This window comes from Stappia sp. 28M-7 (assembly GCF_014252955.1).
Taxonomy (GTDB): Bacteria; Pseudomonadota; Alphaproteobacteria; order Rhizobiales; family Stappiaceae; genus Stappia.
In genome coordinates, this window is record NZ_JACMIA010000001.1 from 1,359,297 (window position 1) to 1,378,560 (window position 19,264).

General features: G+C 67.5%; 16 protein-coding genes. 13 read left to right on the forward strand and 3 right to left on the reverse strand.

What is annotated here, in order from left to right; translation table 11 throughout:
- The first annotated feature begins 2 nt into the window (after nt 1-2).
- The 5 genes from H7H34_RS06130 (at nt 3) to H7H34_RS06150 (ending at nt 6,294) form a co-directional block, all read left to right on the forward strand.
- The gene (locus H7H34_RS06130) at nt 3-554 is read left to right on the forward strand and encodes a TRAP transporter small permease subunit (protein WP_185924587.1); all 552 of its coding nucleotides are present in this window, start codon (nt 3-5) and stop codon (nt 552-554) included.
- 1 nt (nt 555) lies between these two features.
- Nucleotides 556-1,836: a TRAP transporter large permease gene (locus H7H34_RS06135; protein WP_185924588.1), complete on the forward strand. Its 1,281-nt coding sequence runs from the start codon at nt 556-558 to the stop codon at nt 1,834-1,836.
- A gap of 284 nt (nt 1,837-2,120) precedes the next feature.
- A complete protein-coding gene (locus H7H34_RS06140) occupies nt 2,121-3,011 on the forward strand; it encodes an alpha/beta hydrolase (RefSeq protein WP_185924589.1) in 891 nt (296 codons plus the stop codon).
- Nucleotides 3,012-3,057: 46 nt separating this feature from the next.
- Entirely contained in the window at nt 3,058-4,005 is a 948-nt protein-coding gene (locus H7H34_RS06145) for a TAXI family TRAP transporter solute-binding subunit (RefSeq protein WP_185924590.1), read from the forward strand.
- Between the two features lie 417 nt (nt 4,006-4,422).
- On the forward strand, nt 4,423-6,294 hold the full coding sequence (locus tag H7H34_RS06150) for a TRAP transporter permease (RefSeq protein ID WP_371811365.1): 1,872 nt from the start codon (nt 4,423-4,425) through the stop codon (nt 6,292-6,294).
- Between the two features lie 2 nt (nt 6,295-6,296).
- Here the strand turns inward: H7H34_RS06150 and H7H34_RS06155 are convergent, their stop codons facing one another.
- A complete protein-coding gene (locus H7H34_RS06155) occupies nt 6,297-7,232 on the reverse strand; it encodes a LysR family transcriptional regulator (RefSeq protein WP_185924592.1) in 936 nt (311 codons plus the stop codon).
- 72 nt (nt 7,233-7,304) lie between these two features.
- On the opposite strand from H7H34_RS06155, the gene H7H34_RS06160 reads away from it, so the two are divergent.
- Nucleotides 7,305-8,990 carry an amidohydrolase gene (locus H7H34_RS06160; RefSeq protein WP_185924593.1) on the forward strand — a complete coding sequence of 562 codons (1,686 nt, stop codon included), beginning with the start codon at nt 7,305-7,307 and terminating at the stop codon, nt 8,988-8,990.
- Between the two features lie 18 nt (nt 8,991-9,008).
- Here the strand turns inward: H7H34_RS06160 and H7H34_RS06165 are convergent, their stop codons facing one another.
- Nucleotides 9,009-9,716, reverse strand: a complete 708-nt coding sequence (locus tag H7H34_RS06165) for a GntR family transcriptional regulator (RefSeq protein WP_120268977.1) — start codon at nt 9,714-9,716, stop codon at nt 9,009-9,011.
- A gap of 347 nt (nt 9,717-10,063) precedes the next feature.
- On the opposite strand from H7H34_RS06165, the gene ehuB reads away from it, so the two are divergent.
- The 6 genes from ehuB to H7H34_RS06195 all read left to right on the forward strand — a co-directional run bounded on the left by ehuB (nt 10,064) and on the right by H7H34_RS06195 (nt 15,174).
- On the forward strand, nt 10,064-10,915 hold the full coding sequence (gene ehuB, locus H7H34_RS06170; RefSeq protein ID WP_185924594.1) for an ectoine/hydroxyectoine ABC transporter substrate-binding protein EhuB: 852 nt from the start codon (nt 10,064-10,066) through the stop codon (nt 10,913-10,915).
- Between the two features lie 126 nt (nt 10,916-11,041).
- Nucleotides 11,042-11,707, forward strand: a complete 666-nt coding sequence (gene ehuC / locus H7H34_RS06175; protein WP_067221691.1) for an ectoine/hydroxyectoine ABC transporter permease subunit EhuC — start codon at nt 11,042-11,044, stop codon at nt 11,705-11,707.
- A gap of 3 nt (nt 11,708-11,710) precedes the next feature.
- Complete coding sequence (gene ehuD, locus H7H34_RS06180) at nt 11,711-12,379, forward strand: ectoine/hydroxyectoine ABC transporter permease subunit EhuD (RefSeq protein WP_185924595.1); 669 nt, start codon at nt 11,711-11,713, stop codon at nt 12,377-12,379.
- Nucleotides 12,379-13,200, forward strand: coding sequence for an ectoine/hydroxyectoine ABC transporter ATP-binding protein EhuA (gene ehuA, locus H7H34_RS06185; RefSeq protein ID WP_067221695.1), 822 nt, complete (start codon nt 12,379-12,381; stop codon nt 13,198-13,200). Before ehuD ends, ehuA begins: the two co-directional genes overlap by 1 nt.
- A complete protein-coding gene (gene eutB / locus H7H34_RS06190) occupies nt 13,197-14,192 on the forward strand; it encodes a hydroxyectoine utilization dehydratase EutB (protein ID WP_185924596.1) in 996 nt (331 codons plus the stop codon). The genes ehuA and eutB overlap by 4 nt, the downstream gene beginning before the upstream one ends.
- Nucleotides 14,182-15,174 (forward strand): cyclodeaminase, encoded by a 993-nt coding sequence (locus H7H34_RS06195; protein WP_185924597.1) that lies wholly within the window; start codon nt 14,182-14,184, stop codon nt 15,172-15,174. Before eutB ends, H7H34_RS06195 begins: the two co-directional genes overlap by 11 nt.
- Here H7H34_RS06195 and H7H34_RS06200 read toward each other — a convergent pair.
- A complete protein-coding gene (locus H7H34_RS06200) occupies nt 15,171-16,304 on the reverse strand; it encodes a hypothetical protein (RefSeq protein ID WP_185924598.1) in 1,134 nt (377 codons plus the stop codon). The two genes, H7H34_RS06195 and H7H34_RS06200, sit on opposite strands and share 4 nt — an antisense overlap.
- A gap of 465 nt (nt 16,305-16,769) precedes the next feature.
- Here H7H34_RS06200 and H7H34_RS06205 point away from each other — a divergent pair, with 465 nt between their 5' ends.
- Nucleotides 16,770-19,166: an ABC transporter permease gene (locus tag H7H34_RS06205; protein ID WP_185924599.1), complete on the forward strand. Its 2,397-nt coding sequence runs from the start codon at nt 16,770-16,772 to the stop codon at nt 19,164-19,166.
- Nucleotides 19,167-19,264: the final 98 nt, after the last annotated feature.

Consider the following 19,264-nt stretch of genomic DNA (forward strand, 5'->3'; position numbering starts at 1 on the left):
GGTTGGGCAACCTTCTGGTCTCTCGCAAGCTGGCGCGACTGGCCCGGTTTTCCGCCATCGGCAGCGGGCTGCTGCTCCTGGGCGCGGCCGGCCTGATGACGGTGGAAATCCTGTCGCGCCGCCTCTTTCACTTCGGCCTCATCGGCGTCGACGAACTGGCCGGCTATGCCTTCGCCATCGCCATGGCCTGGGGCTTTGCCCAGGCCCTGTTCATGCGGGCGCATATCCGCGTGGACCTCGTCTATCTGCAGTTGCCGGCCGGGGTGCAGCGGTTTCTGGACGTCGTGGCGCTCGGGGCGTTCACCGGGATCATCGGCATCCTGGTCACTCATGCCTTCGGCACGCTGGCGGAATCCCTGCGCCTTGGGGCACGCGCCAGCACGCCGCTGGCAACGCCCCTGTGGATCCCGCAGGCGCTCTGGCTGGCCGGGCTGATCTTCTTCCTGATCTGCCTTGCGGCCCTGCTGTTCGATCTGATGCGCGCGCTCGTCCGGGGCGACCAGGCCCTGGCGGCCGAGCTGGGCGCCTCGGAATCGGCATTGCGGAGGCGGTGAGATGGGCATTGCGCTGATCCTTCTGTTCGTCCTGATCGCGCTGGGTCTGCCGATCGCCGCGGTGCTTGGTTGGCTCGCCGTGCTGCTGGACTGGCTGCTGTCGCCCTTTCCCCTGCAGCGGGCCTTCGGCGAGATCGCCTGGTCGCACAGCATCGAGTTCACGCTGATCGCGATCCCCATGTTCATCATGATGGGCGAGATCCTGCTGCGCTCGGGCATCGCGGACCGCATGTACAACGGGGTCGCGGCCTGGCTCGGCTGGCTGCCCGGCGGGTTGATGCACGCCAATATCGGGGCCAGCGCCCTGTTCGCGGCAACGTCCGGCTCCAGCGTCGCCACGGCCGCGACCATCGGCACCACCGCCATGCCGCAGGTCGACCGCCACGGCTACAGCGAGCGCTTGTTCCTCGGCTCTCTGGCGGCCGGCGGCACGCTCGGCATCCTGATCCCGCCGTCGATCAACATGATCATCTACGGGTTCCTGACCGACACATCCGTCCCGCGCCTGTTCATGGCGGGGCTGATCCCCGGCATCGTGCTGGCGGCGATCTTCTCGCTGGTCATCGTCGTGCTGTGCATCGTCAAGCCCTCGCTGGACGGCGACCGCAGCGCGCCGACCGCGCGGGCCCTGCTGGCCAGCCTGCCGGCATTGGCGCCGCCTCTGGGGCTGTTCGCGGTGGTGATCGGGTCGATCTATGCCGGCTGGGCCACCCCGACGGAGTCCGCGTCCATCGGCGTCATCGTCTCCTTGATGCTCGCCGCGCTCTACCGGCGGCTCAGCTGGGAGATGCTGGTCGAGGTGTTCATCGGCACCATCCGCACCTCCTCGATGATGATCCTGATCACGTTGCTGGCCTTCCTGCTCAACTTCGTCATCGGCGCGACGGGAATGGCCAATGTGGTCAACGACTTCGTGAGCGGCCTCAACTGGAGCCCGCTGTCGACGATGTTGATGATCCTGCTCGTCTATCTGGTGCTGGGCATGTTCATGGACACGCTGGCGATGATCGTGCTGACGATCCCCATCGTCACGCCCATCGTCGTCGGCCTCGGCTACGACCCGATCTGGTTCGGCGTCATGATGGTGCTGGTGGCCGAAACCTCGGTGCTGACGCCGCCCATCGGCATGCTCTGCTACGTCGTGCACGGCGTGCGGGGCAGGGGCGATCTGACGGACGTGTTCATCGGCGTCACGCCGTTCATCGCCGCGCTGATGGGCATGATCGCCCTGATGCTGGCATGGCCGGAACTCGCCCTGTGGCTGCCGGGGCGCCTCTACTAGGCGCGGCCCGCTTCGGCCCAAAACGATCGAGGCCCGGCCAGCCGTCATGCGGCTGGCCGGGCCTTTGTCTTTTTTTGGTGCCCGCCTTGCGCCCTCGACAGGATCGCAAGCCCCTCCGCGCGGCAACGGGAGAATTGACTCCGCACAACCTGCAATTTTTATCGGAAAAACCAATAATTATATCCAAAAAAGGCAGGTTATCCGATCAAGCCTTCTGACGCAGGGTTGGGTGTCCGGCGGGTTTTCGCGCTGGCACATTTCGCGATACCCGTCAGGAGCCAGAGTTGAGCGCCGTCTATCTGAATTACTCGCAAGCCGAACTGGACCGGGCGTACGACCAATCGTGCTGGGCTCCCGAAATGGCGGCTACGCTCGCCGCCTATGCCGCGCTAAGTCTTGCCCAGCGACATGAAACGCCGGCGGAAACCTTCCGCTATGCGGACGACGACATGGGCGGGATCGATGTTTTCAACGCTTCCGCCGACGGGCCGCTGATCTATTTTCTCCATGGCGGCGCCTGGCGGTCGGGCGACCGTTCCATGTACAGCTTTCTTGCGCGCAACCTGGACCTGACCGGGTGTCCGCTGGCGGTGCCCGATTATCCCAAGATCCAGTCGGTCGGCTTGCCGGCGATGGTCGACTGGGTCGCCGCGGCCCTGCGCGCCCTGCTGGCGCAGCGGCCCGACTATGCCCGGCGCGGCCTGGTCCTGGCGGGCCACAGTTCCGGCGCGCATCTGGCCGCATGTCTGGCGACCGGGGCAGGAGGCCCCGACATCGCGCAGCGCGTGTCCGCCTGTCTGCTCGTCTCGGGCATCTACGACATGGAGCCGGTGCTGCTGTCGAGCCGGCGCAGCTATGTGAATCTGACGGAGGCGGAGGCCCTTCGGCTGAGCCCGCTCGAGCATATCGAGGTGCTTGAGCCCGGCCGCATCGTCCTCGCCTACGGCTCGCGCGAGAGCCCGGAATTCGTCCGGCAGGCGGAGGCCTTCGGCCGGGCGCTGGTCTCGATGCGGCACGATGTCCGGATGCTGCGGATCGAGGACCGCGATCATTTCTCCATCCTTCTGGAATGCAACGATCCCGCCAGCGCGCTCTGGCAGGCCCTGACGTCGCTGACGGCGTCGACGCCGCGCTGTGAAGCGCCGCGGACCAAGGAGATGCAAGGACCGGACTAGACCAACCAAACACCGGAGAGGGAAAATGGGAGTGAGTTCAATGAGAATGACGTCGATTATCTGCGCCGCCGCGTTGATGTGCGGAGCAGCGCCAGCCCTGGCCGAGCAATATTCCATCGGAACCCTGCCCCAGGGCAGCAGCGGCTATGTCATCGCCGCGGCCATCGCCTCGACGGCCAGCGACCACACGAGCAACGACTTCATCGCCGTTGCGACGGGCGGCGCGAACCTCGTGTTACCGCAGGTGAATTCCGGCGAGATGGACTTCGCCACCTCCAACATGATCGAGGCGTCCTACGCCGTCACCGGCACGGGCAATTTCGAGGGCATGCCCTTGCCCGAGCTGCGGATCGCCGCGGTGCTGCCGCGCTATCAGGTCGGCCTGCTCGTGCGCCGCGACAGCGAGTTCAAGACGGCGGCCGATCTGGCCGGCCGCCCGGTGCCGACCCAGTACAGCGCGATGAAGATGATCGAGCTGATGCAGGACGCCACGCTCGCGGCGGAAGGGCTGGACTCGTCCCGCTTCGAGGCGACCGCGGTGCCCAACTTCGCCAAGGCCGTCGAGCTGCTCGCCGCCGGCCGTGTCGATGCGGCCTATGCGGCGGCGACCAGCGCCCAGGTGCGCGAGGCGGATGCCTCCGTCGGCGTCCGCTTCCTCGGCGTCAATGCCGTGCCGGGCGGCGAGGAGAAGATGCAGGAGATCGCGCCCGGCTCCTATCTCGACACGATGGAGCCGGGGCCGGGTCTGGTTGGCGTCGACAAGCCGCTCACCATGTTCAGCTATGAATATGCCCTGCTCGTCGGCGCGCATGTGCCGGATCAGGTGGTCCATGACCTGGTGAAGGCGCTCTACGAAAACCAGAAGGAACTGGCCGAGACCTCGCCGCACTTCAAGGGATGGGAGCCGGCCAAGATCTATCGCCCGTCGAAGAAGGCGAAGTATCACCCGGGCGCGGAAGCCTTCTTCCGTGAAGCCGGTCTCCTGAAGGACTGATCGAGGATGCCGGGCAGCGGCGAGGTGCCGTTGCCCGGCCCTAGGTCGTGAACTCATAATTCTGACGAGAAACGGTATGCCCGAACCTGATCGGATACAAGGAGCAAGGCCGCAGGAAACCATCAGGTTTTCAAGGGTTTGCGGCGCTGTTGCCGGCGGGTTCCGGCATACCCGAAGGGCGCCGTTCGAGCTGCGATCTGCGGCGTCGGATCGCTCGGCCGGGGGACCTGCCCCGGCCATCGCGCTCCTCCTGGCATGTCATTGCCCGAACCGGCGCCGTTTCCGGCAAAATTATGAGTTCACGACCTAGTGCAAGGGTCTTGTGGAAGGGTCTTGAAGATGAGGCAATCTCTGGACGGATCGGACGCGCGGACGGGCGTCGATCGGCTTTTTGCCGGCCTTCGCACGGCATTTGCCGTGTCGATACCTCTGCTCGCCGTCGGCTTCTGTCTGGATGCGCCGCGCCGGCTCGGTTACGTCATCTACGACGAGCAGTTCCTGGCGTTTCTGGTCGGCCTGTGCCTGGCGCTGGTCTTCCTGTCGACCGGACCGCGCGGCAAGGCGCGGGACCGTGCCGCGCCTTGGTACGACATCCTCGCCGCGGCAGTCGGCCTCGGCGTCTGTCTGTTCATCGCCTCGGACTACGAGGGGATTTCCATGGCGTCCGCCATGAACCCGATGGCACATCTGTTTCCCGCCCTCGCCGTGATCCTGCTGTTGCTGGAGGGTGTGCGCCGCGTTGCCGGCTTCGCCCTGATGGCCATCATCCTTGTCTTTCTAATCTACGGGCTGTGGGGCTACATGATGCCCGCGCCGCTGACCGGCCAGCAGGTCTCTCCCCAGCGGCTGGCGGTCCAGATCGCCTTCGACCCGAGCGCTATCCTCGGTACGGCGCTGTTCATCTGCGCGACCGCCGTGGTCACATTCATCCTGTTCGGCTCGATCCTGGAAAAGGCGGGCGGCACGGAATTCTTCAACGATATCTCGCTTGCCCTGTTCGGCGGCTATCGCGGCGGAGCTGCCAAGATCGCCGTGGCCTCGTCGGCGCTGATGGGCTCTATCTCGGGCAGTGCGGTCGCCAATGTCGTCTCGTCCGGCGTCATCACCATCCCCTTGATGAAGCGCAGCGGCTATCGCGCGCAGACCGCCGCGGCGGTCGAGACCGTCGCCTCCACCGGCGGCCAGTTGGCCCCGCCCGTGATGGGCGCCGCGGCCTTCCTGATGGCCGACTTCCTGCAGGTGGATTATTCGGAAGTCGTGCTGGCCGCGTTGATCCCGGCCTTGCTCTACTTCCTCTCCATCTTCTTCCAGGTCGACCTTGCTGCCGCGCGCCGGGGCCTGCGCGCGCTTTCGAAGTCCGAGCTGCCGGCGGCGCGCGCGGTCATGGCGCGGGGCTGGATCTATCCGCTGCCCTTCGTCGTCCTGATCGTCGCGATGTTCTGGCTGCATCTGCGGGTCGAGGAAGCGGCCCTGTGGGCCTGCGTCTCCCTGCTGCCGATCCTCCTCTGGAAGAAGGGGGGCCGGCGCAGCCCGGTCGACCTGTTCGCCGCCTTCGTGGCGGCCGGCCGGTCGTCGGTGTCCGTCATCCTGATTGCGGCGGCGGCAGGCATCATCATCGGCATCCTCAACCTGACCGGGCTCAGCTTCTCGCTCACGCGCATCCTGATCACGCTCGGCGAGAACAACCTGTTCCTGCTGCTCCTGCTGTCGGCGGCCCTGTCCATCGTTCTGGGAATGGGCATGCCGACCGTCGGCGTCTATGTGCTGCTGGCCACCCTGGTCACCCCCTCGATGATCAAGCTGGGGGTGGAGCCCATCGCCGCGCACATGTTCGTTCTCTACTTCGGCATGATGTCGATGATCACCCCGCCGGTCGCGGTGGCGGCGTTTTCGGCCGCGACCCTTGCGTCCAGCCCGCCGATGCGCACGGCGATCGAGGCGACGATCATGGCCTGGCCGGCCTTCGTCGTGCCGTTCCTCTTCGTGTTCTCGCCCACCTTGCTGGGCGTCGGGCCGAGCCTTGCGGTGGTTGCCTCGACGGTGACGGCGCTTGCCGGCGTGTGGTGCATCACGGCGGGCGGCATCGGCTACATCCGCGACGCCGCCGGCCCGCTGTCGCGGCTGCTCATCTTCGCGGCCGGCGCCGCATTGCTGATGCCCACCGACCTGTTCCAGGGCGCGCTTCTGCTCAATATCGCGGGCCTTGCGGTCATGATCGCGATGCTGGTGTTGTCCAGGAGAGCCAGGTCCGTCTCGGTATCCGCCCCGCAGGAAACGCGGGCCGGATAGGTTCAGCCGGACTGTTCGGCGTCGAGGTCCGGGTCGGGCGGCACCCCCGCCCGCAGGAGGACGGCGCGCAGCTGTTTGATGAACGTGTACCCCGCCGGGCTCAGCGAGCGGCTTGCCGGATAGACGCAGGAGATCTTGCGCACGATGTGCGGCTCACCGAGAGGCAGGGCAACGACATGGGTGTTGTGAACGCCGAGGATCGTGTAGCGCGGCAGGATCGCGATGCCGAGATTCTCGGCCAGCATGCCGAAGATGGTGGTGATCTGCTCCACCTCCCATTGCGGCTGGAAGTCGACGCCCGCCCGGGCGAAGCCCTGCTCCACCAGTTCGCGCAGGCCGCTGCCGCGTACCAGCGTGATGCAGGGAAACCGGACCGCCTCGCGCCAGTCGGTGGCATCGCCCGCCGCCAGCGGATGGTCCTTCAGGCAGAACACCATCATGTCTTCGCTTAAGAGCGGCATCGACCGCAGGTCGGTCTGGCCCGGCGTCATCGTTCCGATGCAAAGGTCGACCCGGCCGTCCATCAACCGGATCAGCATCTCGTCGTTGGTGACGTCGGATATTTCCACTTTGATGCCGGGATGGAGCCTGGTGAACGCGGCCACCGCGCGCGGCAGGATGGTGGCCGCCAGAAACGGGGGAGCGGCCACGCGCAACCGGCCTTCGCGCAATTCGGTCAGGTTGCGCACGTCCGAAAACGTCTGCTCCAGCTCCTCGAAGGTCCGCACCGCGCCCTTGCGAAAGGTGCGTCCGGCTTCCGTCAGCTCGACGCGGCGCGTGGTCCGGTCGAAGAGGCTCGTGCCGAGCTCCGTTTCCAGGTCGCGGATGATCTGCGAGAGCGTCGGCTGGCTCAGGCCGATGCGTTCCGCCGTCCGCGAGAAATTGCAGGTCTCGGCCAGGACGAGGAAGGCGTTGAGCTGTCGGAACGTGATCTTCATGCCATCCGTTTATCAGACAATCGCATCGATGTGTCGCAGCGCGCCGCGCGCCTGCCCAAGGAAGGAGCCGGGATGATCCCTCAAGCACGGCCAGCCGAAATTATCCTGCACGGCGCGCGGCTCGTCGACCCTGCGGGAGACGATCCGGCCGGCGATGCCGTTGCCATCGGGGAAGGGCGCATTCTTGGCGTCGGCCCGCACGAACAGCTCAAGGGTCTGGCGACGCCCGAGACCGTCTCGCTGTGTTGCGAGGGCCTCTCCCTGATGCCGGGGATGATCGACGGCCACGCGCATCTCGACCGGGAGGGGCTGAAGAGCGTGCTGCCGTCGATCTCCGGCGCGCGGTCAATTGCCGAAATCCAGGCGATTCTGCGGGATGTGGCCGCGCGCACGCCGCCGGGCCAGTGGATCGTGCTGTCGCCCTTGGGCACGCCGCCGCTGTTTCTCGACAGCTGGTCCGGCCTTGCCGACGGGCGCTGCCCGGATCGGCATGACCTCGATGCCGCCGCGCCCGATCACCCGGTCTGGATCCGCCCGGCCTGGGGCTATTGGAGCAACAAGGCGGATCTGGTCTGCGTGGCCAACACCGCCGCCCTGGCGCTGGCCGGTGTGGGCCGGGACACCCCGTCGCCGCATCCGCTGGTCGAGATCCACCGCGCGGCAGACGGCCTGCCGGACGGGCGCTTCAGCGAGGCGACGCGCATCTCCATCGTCGAGACGACCTTGATGTCTGCCGCGCCCGGCTTCGACGTGGCGACCAGAACCGATGCGCTGGCCCGCTCGATGGATACCTACGCGCGCTTCGGCACGACCGGCGTCTATGAGGGCCACGGCGTCGCGCGGGAGGTCATCGCCGCCTACGGCGCCTTGCGGGACCGCTGCAAGCCGGGCATGCGGGCGACGCTCGTCGTCAGTCCGTCCTGGTCGGGCGTCGATGCCACAGCCGACATGGCTGCGCTGATCGCGGACTGGACCCGGTGGGCGAAGCGCGGCTTCGCGGATGACGACCGCCTGCGCATCGAGGGCATCTATGCCGAGATCGATGAAACGGGCGAAGGGCTCGTCAGGGCGCGCGGCGGATGCTGCACCGGCTGGGCGGGCTTTCATCTCGACAGCGGGGCACCGCGCGCGATGGTCCGCGAGCTGCTGCTGGAGGCAGCCCGCCAGCGCCTTCGCGTCTCGACCATCTTCGACGACGTCATGGGCCTGATGGAGGAGGTGAACCGGTCGCAGCCGCTTGCCGGGCTGAACTGGGTGCGCGGCCATGTGGCGACGCTGGACGAGCGCGCCCTCGGGGCCATTCAGGACATGGGCCTGATGCTCGTCACCCATACCAACCGGCACATCGCCAAGGGCGGCTCGGCCCATCTTGCGCGCCTGGGACCCGATCGCTGCAACGACATCGTGCCCATGCGCCGGATCCTCGACCGCGGCATCCCGGTCGCCCTCGGCTCGGACAATCTGCCCCCGTCCTTGCTGCATCCGGTGGCCGACCTTGAGCTGCGGCGCGACCACGGCACGGGTGAGCATGTCGCCCCCGATCAGGCCCTGACCCGCCGCGAGGCGCTGGCCCTGGCGACCGCCGGCGGCGCCAACCTGTTGCAGCGGGGGGAAGAACTCGGTCGGCTCAAGCCCGGATATCTTGCCGACCTCGTCGGCTTTCCCGGCGACATCCTGACGATGGAGGCCGGCGAGCTGAGGCACCTCGAGGCGCGCCTCGCCCTTGTCGGCGGCCAGATCGTCCTCCGGCAAAGCTAGGCCGGCGCGGTGTCGCCCCTAGTGGGCGGCCTCGCTTGCCTTGCGGATACGGCTGAAGCTCATGGCGATATGGGCGCGCCGCACATGGCCGGCGGCGGCAAGGTCGCCATGCTCCACCGCCTCGGTGATGTCGGTGACCTCGCGCTGGAAGGTGGTGAACTCCGTATGGATGAGCTCCTCGAAATTCTTCAGCCGTGAGGCGGTCTTCAGCCAGATCCGCGCGGTCTGGTAATAGAGCCGCTCGCTGATCTCGCGCAGCGGCTCATTGGTCGTCAACGCGTTGAACAGGTGGAAGAATTCCATGTTGATCCGCGAGAAGGTGCGCGGGTCGCCCTCATGCACCATCTCGTCGCAGCGGGCGCGGATCTCGTGGAAGCGTGCGATCAGCGCCGCATCGACCGGGGTGGGAGACAGCTTGCCGACCAGCTCGGCCAGCTCCACCCGCAGCTCGTAGACCTGCGCCAACGCGTCGACCTCTATGTCCGTGACGATGGTGCCGACCCCGTGCACCGAGCGCAGCAGTCCTTCCGCCTCGAGCTTCACCAGGACGCGCCGCACCGGCGTGCGCGAGACGTGGAACTCCTCGGCCAGGTCTTCCTCGCGCAGTCGGCTGCCGGGCGCGTAGTCGAGCAGGCAGATCCGCATTCGCAAGGCCTGGTAGATCCGCTCGAAGCGGCCGCGCGCGCCTTCTTCCGCCGGTCGCCCGGCACCCTCGTTCACCGTCATCAGGCCTGTCCGCTCCCCTCGCATACATGCGTGCCGCCTGCCCGGCGGGGCCGCGTCTTGTCCGGCATTTCCGCTCTCCCGGCAAGCGTCTCGCCATGGGCGGACCTGCCTGCCGCTGCTGGCCGCGCCCCGTTCGGCGGGCGATCTTTCCACAATCCGTCCAGAGCCTTGGCCGCGGCGCTGGAGGGGGCTTCGTTCCTTATAATGTGTACATCTGCGGATGGTCCAGAAAACCACACAAGGAAGTCTCTCGGTCAATCCGGCAAATTCCGTTGACACAGTCTGACCCAGCATGATGTTGTGCACAACATAAGAAGCAAGAGTTGGTGGAACAGAGGAGCTCAACCATGAAAAACACGATCTTCAAAGGCCTTGCCACGCTCGGCATGGCCGCGCTCGCCTTTGGCTTTGCAGGCAGCGCAAACGCCCAGTCGCTGCTGGAGCGCGCCGAGAAGGGCGAGCCGATCCGCATCGGCTTCGCCAACGAGGTGCCCTTCGCCTATCCGGGCGAGGACGGCAGCCCCAAGGGCTTCGTGAACGCCTATACGATCGGCGTTCTCAAGACGATGGGTTTCGAGAACATCGAGCCGGTGCAGACCGAGTGGGGCGGCCTCATTCCGGGCCTCAACGCCAACCGCTTCGACATCGTCACCGGCGGCATGAACATCCTGGCGAGCCGCTGCGAGAACATCGCCTTCTCCGAGCCGATGGCCAAGGTCGGCGACGGCTTCATCGTTGCTCCGGGCAACCCGAAGAAGATCAGCGACTATGCGAGCCTCGTGGCGAACGACGCGGTGATGGTCACGGGCGCCGGCTATTCCAACATCGAGGCGGCCAAGGAGGCCGGCGTTCCGGAAGCCAACATCATGCAGGTGCCCGGGCCGACCGAGATCCTGGCTGCCGTGCGTGCGGGCCGCGCCGATGCCGGTGCCGGCACCTACTTCACCATGAAGCAGCTGGCCGACAGCTCGAACGGTGCCGTCGAGGCGTCCGACCCGAACGCCATGCCGGAAGACTCCTTCAACTGGGCCGGCATCGGTTTCCGCAAGGCGGACAAGGCCTTCCTCGACAAGTTCAACGAGGCCCAGGCCAAGTATCTCGGCTCGGAAGAGATGCTCGCCGCCGTTGCCGAATACGGCTATGGCGAGGGCTCGCTGCCCGGCGACAAGACCACCGAGTGGGTCTGCGCCAACCGCTGACATGACGACGACGGTGTGCGGCGAGCCGGCGCGGCCGGCCCTTCGCCCCGTCTCCCGCATCCGGGCAGGGTTTCCTGCCCGGGCTTTGCGGCCTTGATCGAGGTCTGACAGCAAGGGCTGGGCGGCATGTCCTATTTCGAATTCCTCGGCCAGTATGGCGACCGGATCGCCAGCGGCACGCTCATCACCATGGCGCTGACGGTCCTGTCGGCGCTGCTGGCGGTGGCGATCGCCGTGGCCGCCGGCCTGATGCGCATGGCGCCCAACATGGCGGTGCGCGGTCTGGCCACCGTCTATATCGAGGTCTTTCGCGGCACATCGCTGCTCGTCCAGCTCTACTGGATCTTCTTCGTGCTGCCGCTCTTCGGCATCACGCTGGAAAAGTTCACGGCCGGCTTCGTGGCCGTGGGCATGAATCTCGGCGCCTATGGTGCGGAGCTGGTGCGCGGCGCCATTCTCTCCGTGCCCAAGGGCCAGTGGGAGGCGGCGCTGGCGCTCAACATGTCGCCGGCCAAGCGGATGATCCGGGTGATCCTGCCGCAGGCCGTGCTGATCATGCTGCCCTCCTGGGGCAACCTGTTGATCGAGCTGCTGAAAGGTACGGCGCTCGTCGCGCTGATCTCCGTCGCCGACCTGATGTTCCAGGTGAAGCAGATCAACGGCACCACCTTCATGTCGGCCGAGACCTTCGGCACCGCGCTCATCATCTACTACGTGCTGGCCCGCTTCATGATCACGCCGTTCATGCGCTGGCTGGAGCGGTTCATGTTGCGCAAGATGGGGAGGGCCTGAGCCATGTTCGACTGGCGCTGGGACTTCACCTTCGAGATCCTGCCCCGGCTGATCGCCGCCACCGGCAACACCTTGCTGGCCGCCGGCCTCGGCTATGCCATCGCGGTCGTTCTCGGCCTCGTTTTCGCGCTGGCGCAGCGCACGCCCTTCCGTCCGCTCACCCTGGGCGTGCGCGAGGCGGTGGAGTTCATCCGCTCCACGCCCCTGGTGCTGCAGATCTTCTTCGTCTTCTATGTCGGGCCGCAATTCGGCATCCGCCTGTCGCCCTGGACGGCCGGAATGATCGCCATCGGCCTGCACTATGCGGCCTACCTGTCGGAGGTCTATCGCGGCGGGCTGGAAAGCGTGCCCAAGGGGCAGTGGGAGGCGGCCAAGTCGCTCAACCTGTCGACGGCGCGCACCTACTTCCGCGTCATCCTTCCCCAGGCGCTGCCGCCTTCGCTTGCCGGCATGGGCAACTACCTTGTCGGCATCTTCAAGGACACGCCGATGCTGTCGGTGATCGGCGTTGCGGAGCTGATGCACACCGCCAATGCCATCGGCTCGGAAACCTACCGCTTCCTCGAGCCGTTCACGCTCGTCGGCATCATCTTCCTCTGCATTTCGTTGCCAACGGCGGCCCTGATCCGGCTCTTCGAGACCTGGGTGCGCCGCAAACTCGGATTGGGCTGATGAACACCACAGACGTTTCCGCCTTCCCCCTCCGCCTTGAGGGGGATGCGATCCCGATGGTCAGCTTCAAGAAGGTCACCAAGTCCTACGGCAACCTGGTGGTGCTGGACTCGCTCGACCTCGACGTCGCCGAAGGCGAGATGGTGACCGTCATCGGTCCGTCCGGCTCGGGCAAGACCACCGTGCTGCGCATGCTGATGACGCTGGAGACCATCAATGGGGGCGTCATCTATGTCGATGGCGAGCCGCTGACGCATATGGAGCGCGACGGCAAGCTGGTGCGCGCCGACAGCCGGCACCTGCGCAAGATGCGCTCGAAGATCGGCATGTGCTTCCAGCACTTCAACCTGTTCCCGCACATGACTGCGCTGGAAAACTGCATGGAAGGTCCCGTGCATGTGCTCGGCATGTCGAAAAAGGAAGCGCGCGAGCGCTCCGAGGAACTGCTGGCGATGGTCGGCATGGCGGAAAAGCGCGACCAGCATCCCTCGCGCCTGTCCGGCGGCCAGCAGCAGCGCGTGGCGATTGCCCGCGCGCTGGCCATGCGGCCCAAGGTGATGCTGTTCGACGAGGTGACCTCGGCGCTCGATCCCGAGGTGATCGGCGAGGTGACCAATGTCATCCGCCAGCTGGTTGCCGAGCACAATCTCACCATGCTCATGGTCACGCACCAGATGGGCTTCGCCAAGGACATTTCCGACCGCATCTGCTTCTTCTACAGCGGGCGGATCGAGGAGCAGGGCACCCCGGACGAGCTGTTCGGCAATCCGCAGAAGGAGCGGACGCAGCAGTTCCTCAGCGCGGTCAAGGAGGCGAGTTGAGCATCCAGCTTGCCGACATCCTCGCCGCGCGCCGCACCATTGCCGGCGTTGCCGCGCGCACCCCGATGGTGCCTTCGCTTGCCGTGGATGGAGACCTGCTGCTGAAGCTGGAGACGACCCAGCCCATCGGCGCGTTCAAGCTGCGCGGCGCATTGAACGCCGTCTCCGCCGTGCCGGCGGGCGCCCCCGGCGTCACCTGTTGCTCCACCGGCAATCACGGCCGCGGCGTTGCCTTTGCCGCGCGCGCCGCCGGCCTTCGCGCCGTCGTGTGCATGTCCGAGCTGGTGCCGAGAGCCAAGGTCGAGGGCATCCGCGCGCTGGGCGCCGAGGTGCATATCGCCGGCCGCAGCCAGGACGATGCCCAGGGCGAGAGCCTGCGGCTGGTGCGCGAGGAGGGGCTGGTCGAAATCCCGCCCTTCGACGACCCGCTGGTGATCGCCGGCCAGGGCACCATCGGTCTTGAAATGCTCGAGGACCGCCCGGACCTTGAAGCGATCCTCGTGCCGCTGTCCGGCGGCGGGCTTGCCGCCGGCGTTGCGCTGGCCGCGAAGGCGATCAAGCCGTCAATCCGCCTCATCGGTGTCACCATGGACCGCGGTGCGGCGATGCACGCCTCCATCCGCGCCGGCCGTCCGGTCGAGGTCGTCGAGGTGGCGAGCCTTGCAGATTCCCTTGGCGGCGGCATCGGGCTGGAGAACCGGCTGACCTTCGCCATGTGCCGCGACCTGCTGGACGACTGCATCCTCGTCACCGAGGACGAGATCTACGACGCCATGCAGGCGCTCTACTACGAGGACCGCATGGTGGCCGAGGGCGGCAGCGTCGTCGGCATCGCCGCGATGCGCTCGGGCCGCCTGCCGGCCTTCGGCGGTCCAGTCGCCACCATCCTCACGGGCCGCAATGTCGACATGACCACCTTCACCGAGATCGTCGCCGGGCGCGGCGTCCGCCTCGGCGAGGTCGAGCTGAAAGGGCGCAGCTATGGCGCATGAAGTGACCGTCCTGACCGCCGGCGAGCTGCGCGGGCTGGTGCAGCTGGATCCTGCCGCCGTCGATGTGGTCGAGCGGGCCTTCGCCGCGCTCGCCTCCGGCACGGTGGTGATGCCGCCGATCCTATCGATGGCGATCCCTGAGGCCAATGGCGAGGTCGACGTCAAGACCGCCTATATCCCCGGTTTCGACGGGTTCGCGATCAAGGTCAGCCCCGGCTTCTTCGACAATCCGAAGCTCGGCCTGCCGAGCCTCAACGGCTTGATGATCCTGTTTTCCGCCAAGACCGGTCTGGTCGAGGCGCTGCTGCTCGACAATGGCTACCTGACGGATGTGCGCACGGCTGCCGCCGGCGCTGTCGCCGCGCGCCATCTTGCGCCCTCGAAGGTCGAGACGGCCTGTGTCATCGGCACCGGCATCCAGGCGCGGCTGCAGATCGAGGCGGCCCATCTGGTGCGCCCGTTCTCCCGCGTTCTCGTCTGGGGCCGCGACATGGCGAAGGCGGAAGCCTGCGCCGCCGATCTCTCCGAGCGGCTGAAGATCGAGGCCGAAGCCGTCGCGGACCCGGCCGAGGCGGTGGCGCGGAGCCAGCTCGTCGTCACCACCACCCCGGCCGAGCATCCGGTGCTCAAGGCCGAGTGGCTGCATCCCGGCCTCCACATCACGGCGATGGGCTCGGATCAGGCGGGCAAGAACGAGATCGAGCCGGCAGCGCTCGTTGCGGCGGACCTTTATGTCTGCGACCGGGTCAGCCAGTGCGAGGCTCTCGGCGAGCTGCGCAGCGCCATCTCTGCGGGCCTGTGGCAGGGCGGCACGCCGCCGGAGCTCGGCGAGATCGTCACGGGGCGCCATCCCGGCCGCCGCTCGGACGACGAGATCACCATCTGCGATCTCACCGGCACGGGCGCGCAGGACACGGCGATTGCGACCTCCACCATCGCTGCCGCCCGCAAGGCCGGCGCCGGTTCGACGATCCTGACCTAACGGGCTGGTGTGGCAGGGGCGGCTGCCGGCCGCAGCAGCTCGGCCAGCACCAGCGCGCTTGCCACCATCACCAGGATCGGCGTCGCTCCGAAGGCGGCGGGCAGCATGTAGAACGAGCGGACCAGCACCGCACCGAGCACCAGCGCCATCTGCAACGCGGCGATGGTTGCGACCGGCATGGTCTCCAGTCCCCGGGCGGCGTCGGGCGTGCCGACCGGCACTTTCAGATAGGCCGTGAGGAACAGCGGCACCAGCAGCGCAGTCAGCACGAAATGCGCCGTGTAGAGCGGCCAGCCCAAGGCGCCGATGTCGTCCGGCAGCACCCACCACACCAGCAGGACCAGATAGCCCGCCGCGGTGTTGGCGAGAACCGGCGGCCACAGCAGCAGGGTCAACCAGGCGGACGGTGCTGCGCCTGCCTGTCGCGCCGTCGTCTGCAAGCCTCTGGCGACGTGGATCGTCGCGGCCGTTGCCGCCACGACGAAGGCGAGGGGGACCAGCAGGTCCATCGGCAGGCCCGACTGCAGGAACATGCCGGAGCGATACTGCGAGAAGGCCAGCTCGAGTTCCGACGGCAGGCTGGCGATCATCGGAAAGACCATCAGCAGCAGGATGCCCTGTCCGGCCCCCGGCAGGCGGAGGCGTCCGGCCAGCCAGATCAGCACCGCGGTCGCCCCGCAATAGGCGGCAAGGCTGGCGACCACTCCGCCGGTGGACAGGTCCCGCAGCAACCGGCCTGTCTGCATGCCGTGCAGCACGCCGGCGCCCTGCGCCAGCGTCATCAGCAGAGCGATCAGGCCGGTGATGGCGACCAGCACCTGAGCGTTGCGGGCCGAGGCGGCCTGCCAGCGCGCCAGCGGCGGGATCAGCAGGCGGGCGATCTCCACATGGGCGATGGCCACCACCAGCGGCCCGGTCCACAGGGCGAAGATCGAGGCCATCCGGATCGAGCTGCCGCCGGTGAAGCCGTCGTGGTAGTCGAGCCGCTCCGCATCCACTCCGGGAATCGGGATCCACAGTCCGACCAGATAGATGGCCAGCGCGGCCGCAAGCGGCCACAGCACCGGCCAGAGCGTGCGAGAAGGCGCGGTGCCGGACGTGGAGGGCGGGGGAGGCTGGGTTTCGGTCATCGGGGCCTGTGTTCGCAGCGAACCTGAGCGCATGGCTTGCGATCGTTTCAGGGCGAAACCTTAGCGGCGCAGCTTCGGCATCTGCAAGGGGCACGAACGGCGGACTGATCCGGGGCTGCCGTAAAGGTGCCTGACCGATATTGGGTGGTTCCTTGTATCTGACGAGTGAATTTTCGTCTTTATCGTCAATATCTGTCAAAAATATCCATGGGGAAAAATGCGATAAGTCTCGAAAATAGGTAATTTTTACATGTCGCATCGAAAGTAATAGCGAGTTGACACCTTGGGCGCGCCATTTAAGATTGAAAGCGTCAGCCAGCCGTCGCGCGCGGATTGCAAGCGGACTTTCGCCTGCAGCTCCCATTCCGGCCAGCCATCGACAGTGTCCGTCTGCCCCGCCGGGGCAACGGCGCGGGCTTCGGGGCTGTGGCGGTGGGTGTATCCGGACTATTTCCGACGGTTGCCGTGCTTCGCGCTGTTGCGGCGAAGCTCCGCCGGCAATGGCTCAGCTTTGCCCTGCTCTTCGTCGCGCTTGTCGTTGCCGTTGCCGTCTGCGTCGTGCTGCTGGGGGCGATCCGCTACTACTTCGCGCCCGGCCGCCTGGCCGACGCCGATCTGTGGCGCATCGACACCATCTGGAGCTCCAGCCACTCCGGCGAGAACGGGCGCTGGGCGACCTCGCCGGATCCTCTGGCCCGGCTGATCCGCCAGAACCACGGCTCGCTCGTCCATGCCGGCCGCTTCACGCCCCTTCGCTCGCAGCTGACGATCGACGACATGTCGCTGCCGGGCGGGGCGCTTTTCCGCAGTGATCCGCCCTCGCTTGCCGTCTTCGACTGGCGACTGCGGCAGGGCGCCTTTTCCCTCGAGCGGCTGGGTCCTGGCGAGGCCTTGATCAGCTCCGCCGAGGCGCGGCGCCTTTTCGGCACGCGCGACCCGGTGGGCCAGCGGATCACGCCGGCCCAGCCCGACCGCCGGGGCAAGACCACCACCTATTCGGTCGCGGCCGTTTTCCAGCCCTTCGCCGAAAATGCCGTCTTCCGACCCGACATCGTCCTTGTCGATGCGGTGCCCGGCGCCATCGACCGGGCGCTGCTGCCGAGCACGCTGCAGCAGCTGCCGATGGAGTGGCTGCGCCCCAGCGCCTACACCTTTGTCCGCTTCCGGGGGGAGGCAGGACAAGCGCAGGCGGACGCGATCGCCGCCGACCTCACCACCCGCGCGCCTTATCTGGGCGGCTGGGAGCCGGACTTCCGCGCACGGCCGGCGGCCGGGATCTGGCTGTCGGACGGCGTCTACGAGGAACTTGTCGCCGCGATACCGACCGGCTCCGCCCGCCTGCTGTGGATCAGCGCGCTCGTGCTGGCGGGCGCAGCGCTCGCCGCGTTCGGTCATGGCGTCGGGCTCGCCCGCCTCCAGCTCGCGCCGCTGGCCGAGACGCTGGCCAGCCTGGCGGTGCCTCCTGCGGCCGGCCGGCTGGCGCTTGCCGGCTTCGCGGCGCTGGCGGCGCTCGGTTTTTGCATCGTCGGCACGGCCGCAGGCATCGCCCTGTCGCGTCTTGTCGCGCGGGGCTTGCGGATGGACCCCGCCGCTTTCGCCCTGACGCCGATGGAGGGGCTGGCCCTTGCCGGGGCAGCGCTTCTCGCCTTCGCCGTCGCGGGGCTCTTGCCGCTGGTCCGCCGACAGGCGCATGCGCGCGCCGCGCGCCGGATCCTGCCGCTCTGGGCGACATTCGTCGTCTGCGGCACGGCGGCGGGCCTGTCCATCGTGCTGGTAATGCAGCAGCTGCATCTGGCGGGCCGCGACAGCGGCATGTCGCTGGAGCGTACCCTTGCCCTGCAGGTGGACCAGGACGGCGTTCTCGGCGACCGCCACGACGCCTTCCGCCAGGAGCTCCTGTCCCTGCCGGGCGTGCGAGAGGTGGGCTTCGCCAAGACCCTTCCCGGCGCGCTGCACGACTACAGCTACATGGAGCTGCGCGCCGCGACCGACCGGCGCCAGACCGAGAAGCGCTATCAGGCGCTTGCCGCCGATGACGGCTTCCTGCGCAGCATCGGCGTGGTGCCGCTGGCCGGGGCGCTGCCCTCCAACTGGGCCGAGCGCCGCGACCAGGCCGTGCTCAACCGCAGCGCGGCGGAGCAGCTCGGCTTTGCTTCGCCGAGCGAAGCCGTCGGGCAGCTGCTGCTCAGCTTCGACGGCGGGCCGCAGGTCAGCCTGCGTGTCGCGGCGGTGGTCGAGGATTTCCGCCTGAACGGCCGCCATGTGCCGAGCCCGCCGCTGGTCGTCTACCACGATCCGCGCCTGTTCCGCGTCGCCACCATCCGCTTCGATGCGGAAGCCGGCCCCGCGCGCCTTGCCGACGTCTTTCCCGTGTGGTGGCGGCTGTGGTCCCAGACGACACCCTCGCGCATCGAGCCGGGGGCGCTTTACGGCGCGGCGAACCGGCCGGCGGAGGGCGCGGCCCTGCTCAGCCTCGGAGCCTGGATCGCCACCCTTGCGGTGATCGCCGGCGTGCTTTTCGCCGTGATCCGCTTCCGCTCGGTCAGCTGCCGGCGCGAGCTCGGCCTGCGCCAGCTGCTGGGCGCCCGGCCGCTGCAGCTGGCCCCGGTTCTGGCCAGCCGCCTTGCGGCGCCGCTGCTGCTTGCCATCCCGGTTGCCGCCGCCGCGACCGTCCTTCTCGGGCAGGCGTGGCTGGCGGGGCAGGCGGACCGCATCGCGGTCACCTCGGTCCCCGTTCTGGCCACCGTCTGCCTCGGGCTGGCGCTCTCGTCGGTGCTGGCTCTCGCCGCGTGTATCGCCGTCGAGCTCCTGCTGGTTTCGCGGGGGTCGAACCTTGTCGCCACTGCCACGGGAGGAGCCTGAACCAAGACCTGTCCGATCACCAGGACTGATCTCCGATGAAAGCCGTTCGACCGTCTGGGCCGGCCGGCACGAGGGAGTTTCCCGCATCAACGAAGATA

Bases quoted from the DNA above. Each gene is read 5' to 3' on its own strand.
- H7H34_RS06135 (WP_185924588.1), top strand. From the start codon at position 556: ATGGGCATTGCGCTGATCCTTCTGTTCGTCCTGATCGCGCTGGGTCTG.
- H7H34_RS06145 (WP_185924590.1), top strand. From the start codon at position 3,058: ATGACGTCGATTATCTGCGCCGCCGCGTTGATGTGCGGAGCAGCGCCA.
- H7H34_RS06155 (WP_185924592.1), bottom strand. From the start codon at position 7,232: ATGAAGATCACGTTCCGACAGCTCAACGCCTTCCTCGTCCTGGCCGAG.
- H7H34_RS06160 (WP_185924593.1), top strand. From the start codon at position 7,305: ATGATCCCTCAAGCACGGCCAGCCGAAATTATCCTGCACGGCGCGCGG.
- H7H34_RS06165 (WP_120268977.1), bottom strand. From the start codon at position 9,716: ATGACGGTGAACGAGGGTGCCGGGCGACCGGCGGAAGAAGGCGCGCGC.
- ehuB (WP_185924594.1), top strand. From the start codon at position 10,064: ATGAAAAACACGATCTTCAAAGGCCTTGCCACGCTCGGCATGGCCGCG.
- ehuC (WP_067221691.1), top strand. From the start codon at position 11,042: ATGTCCTATTTCGAATTCCTCGGCCAGTATGGCGACCGGATCGCCAGC.
- ehuD (WP_185924595.1), top strand. From the start codon at position 11,711: ATGTTCGACTGGCGCTGGGACTTCACCTTCGAGATCCTGCCCCGGCTG.
- ehuA (WP_067221695.1), top strand. From the start codon at position 12,379: ATGAACACCACAGACGTTTCCGCCTTCCCCCTCCGCCTTGAGGGGGAT.
- H7H34_RS06195 (WP_185924597.1), top strand. From the start codon at position 14,182: ATGGCGCATGAAGTGACCGTCCTGACCGCCGGCGAGCTGCGCGGGCTG.
- H7H34_RS06200 (WP_185924598.1), bottom strand. From the start codon at position 16,304: ATGACCGAAACCCAGCCTCCCCCGCCCTCCACGTCCGGCACCGCGCCT.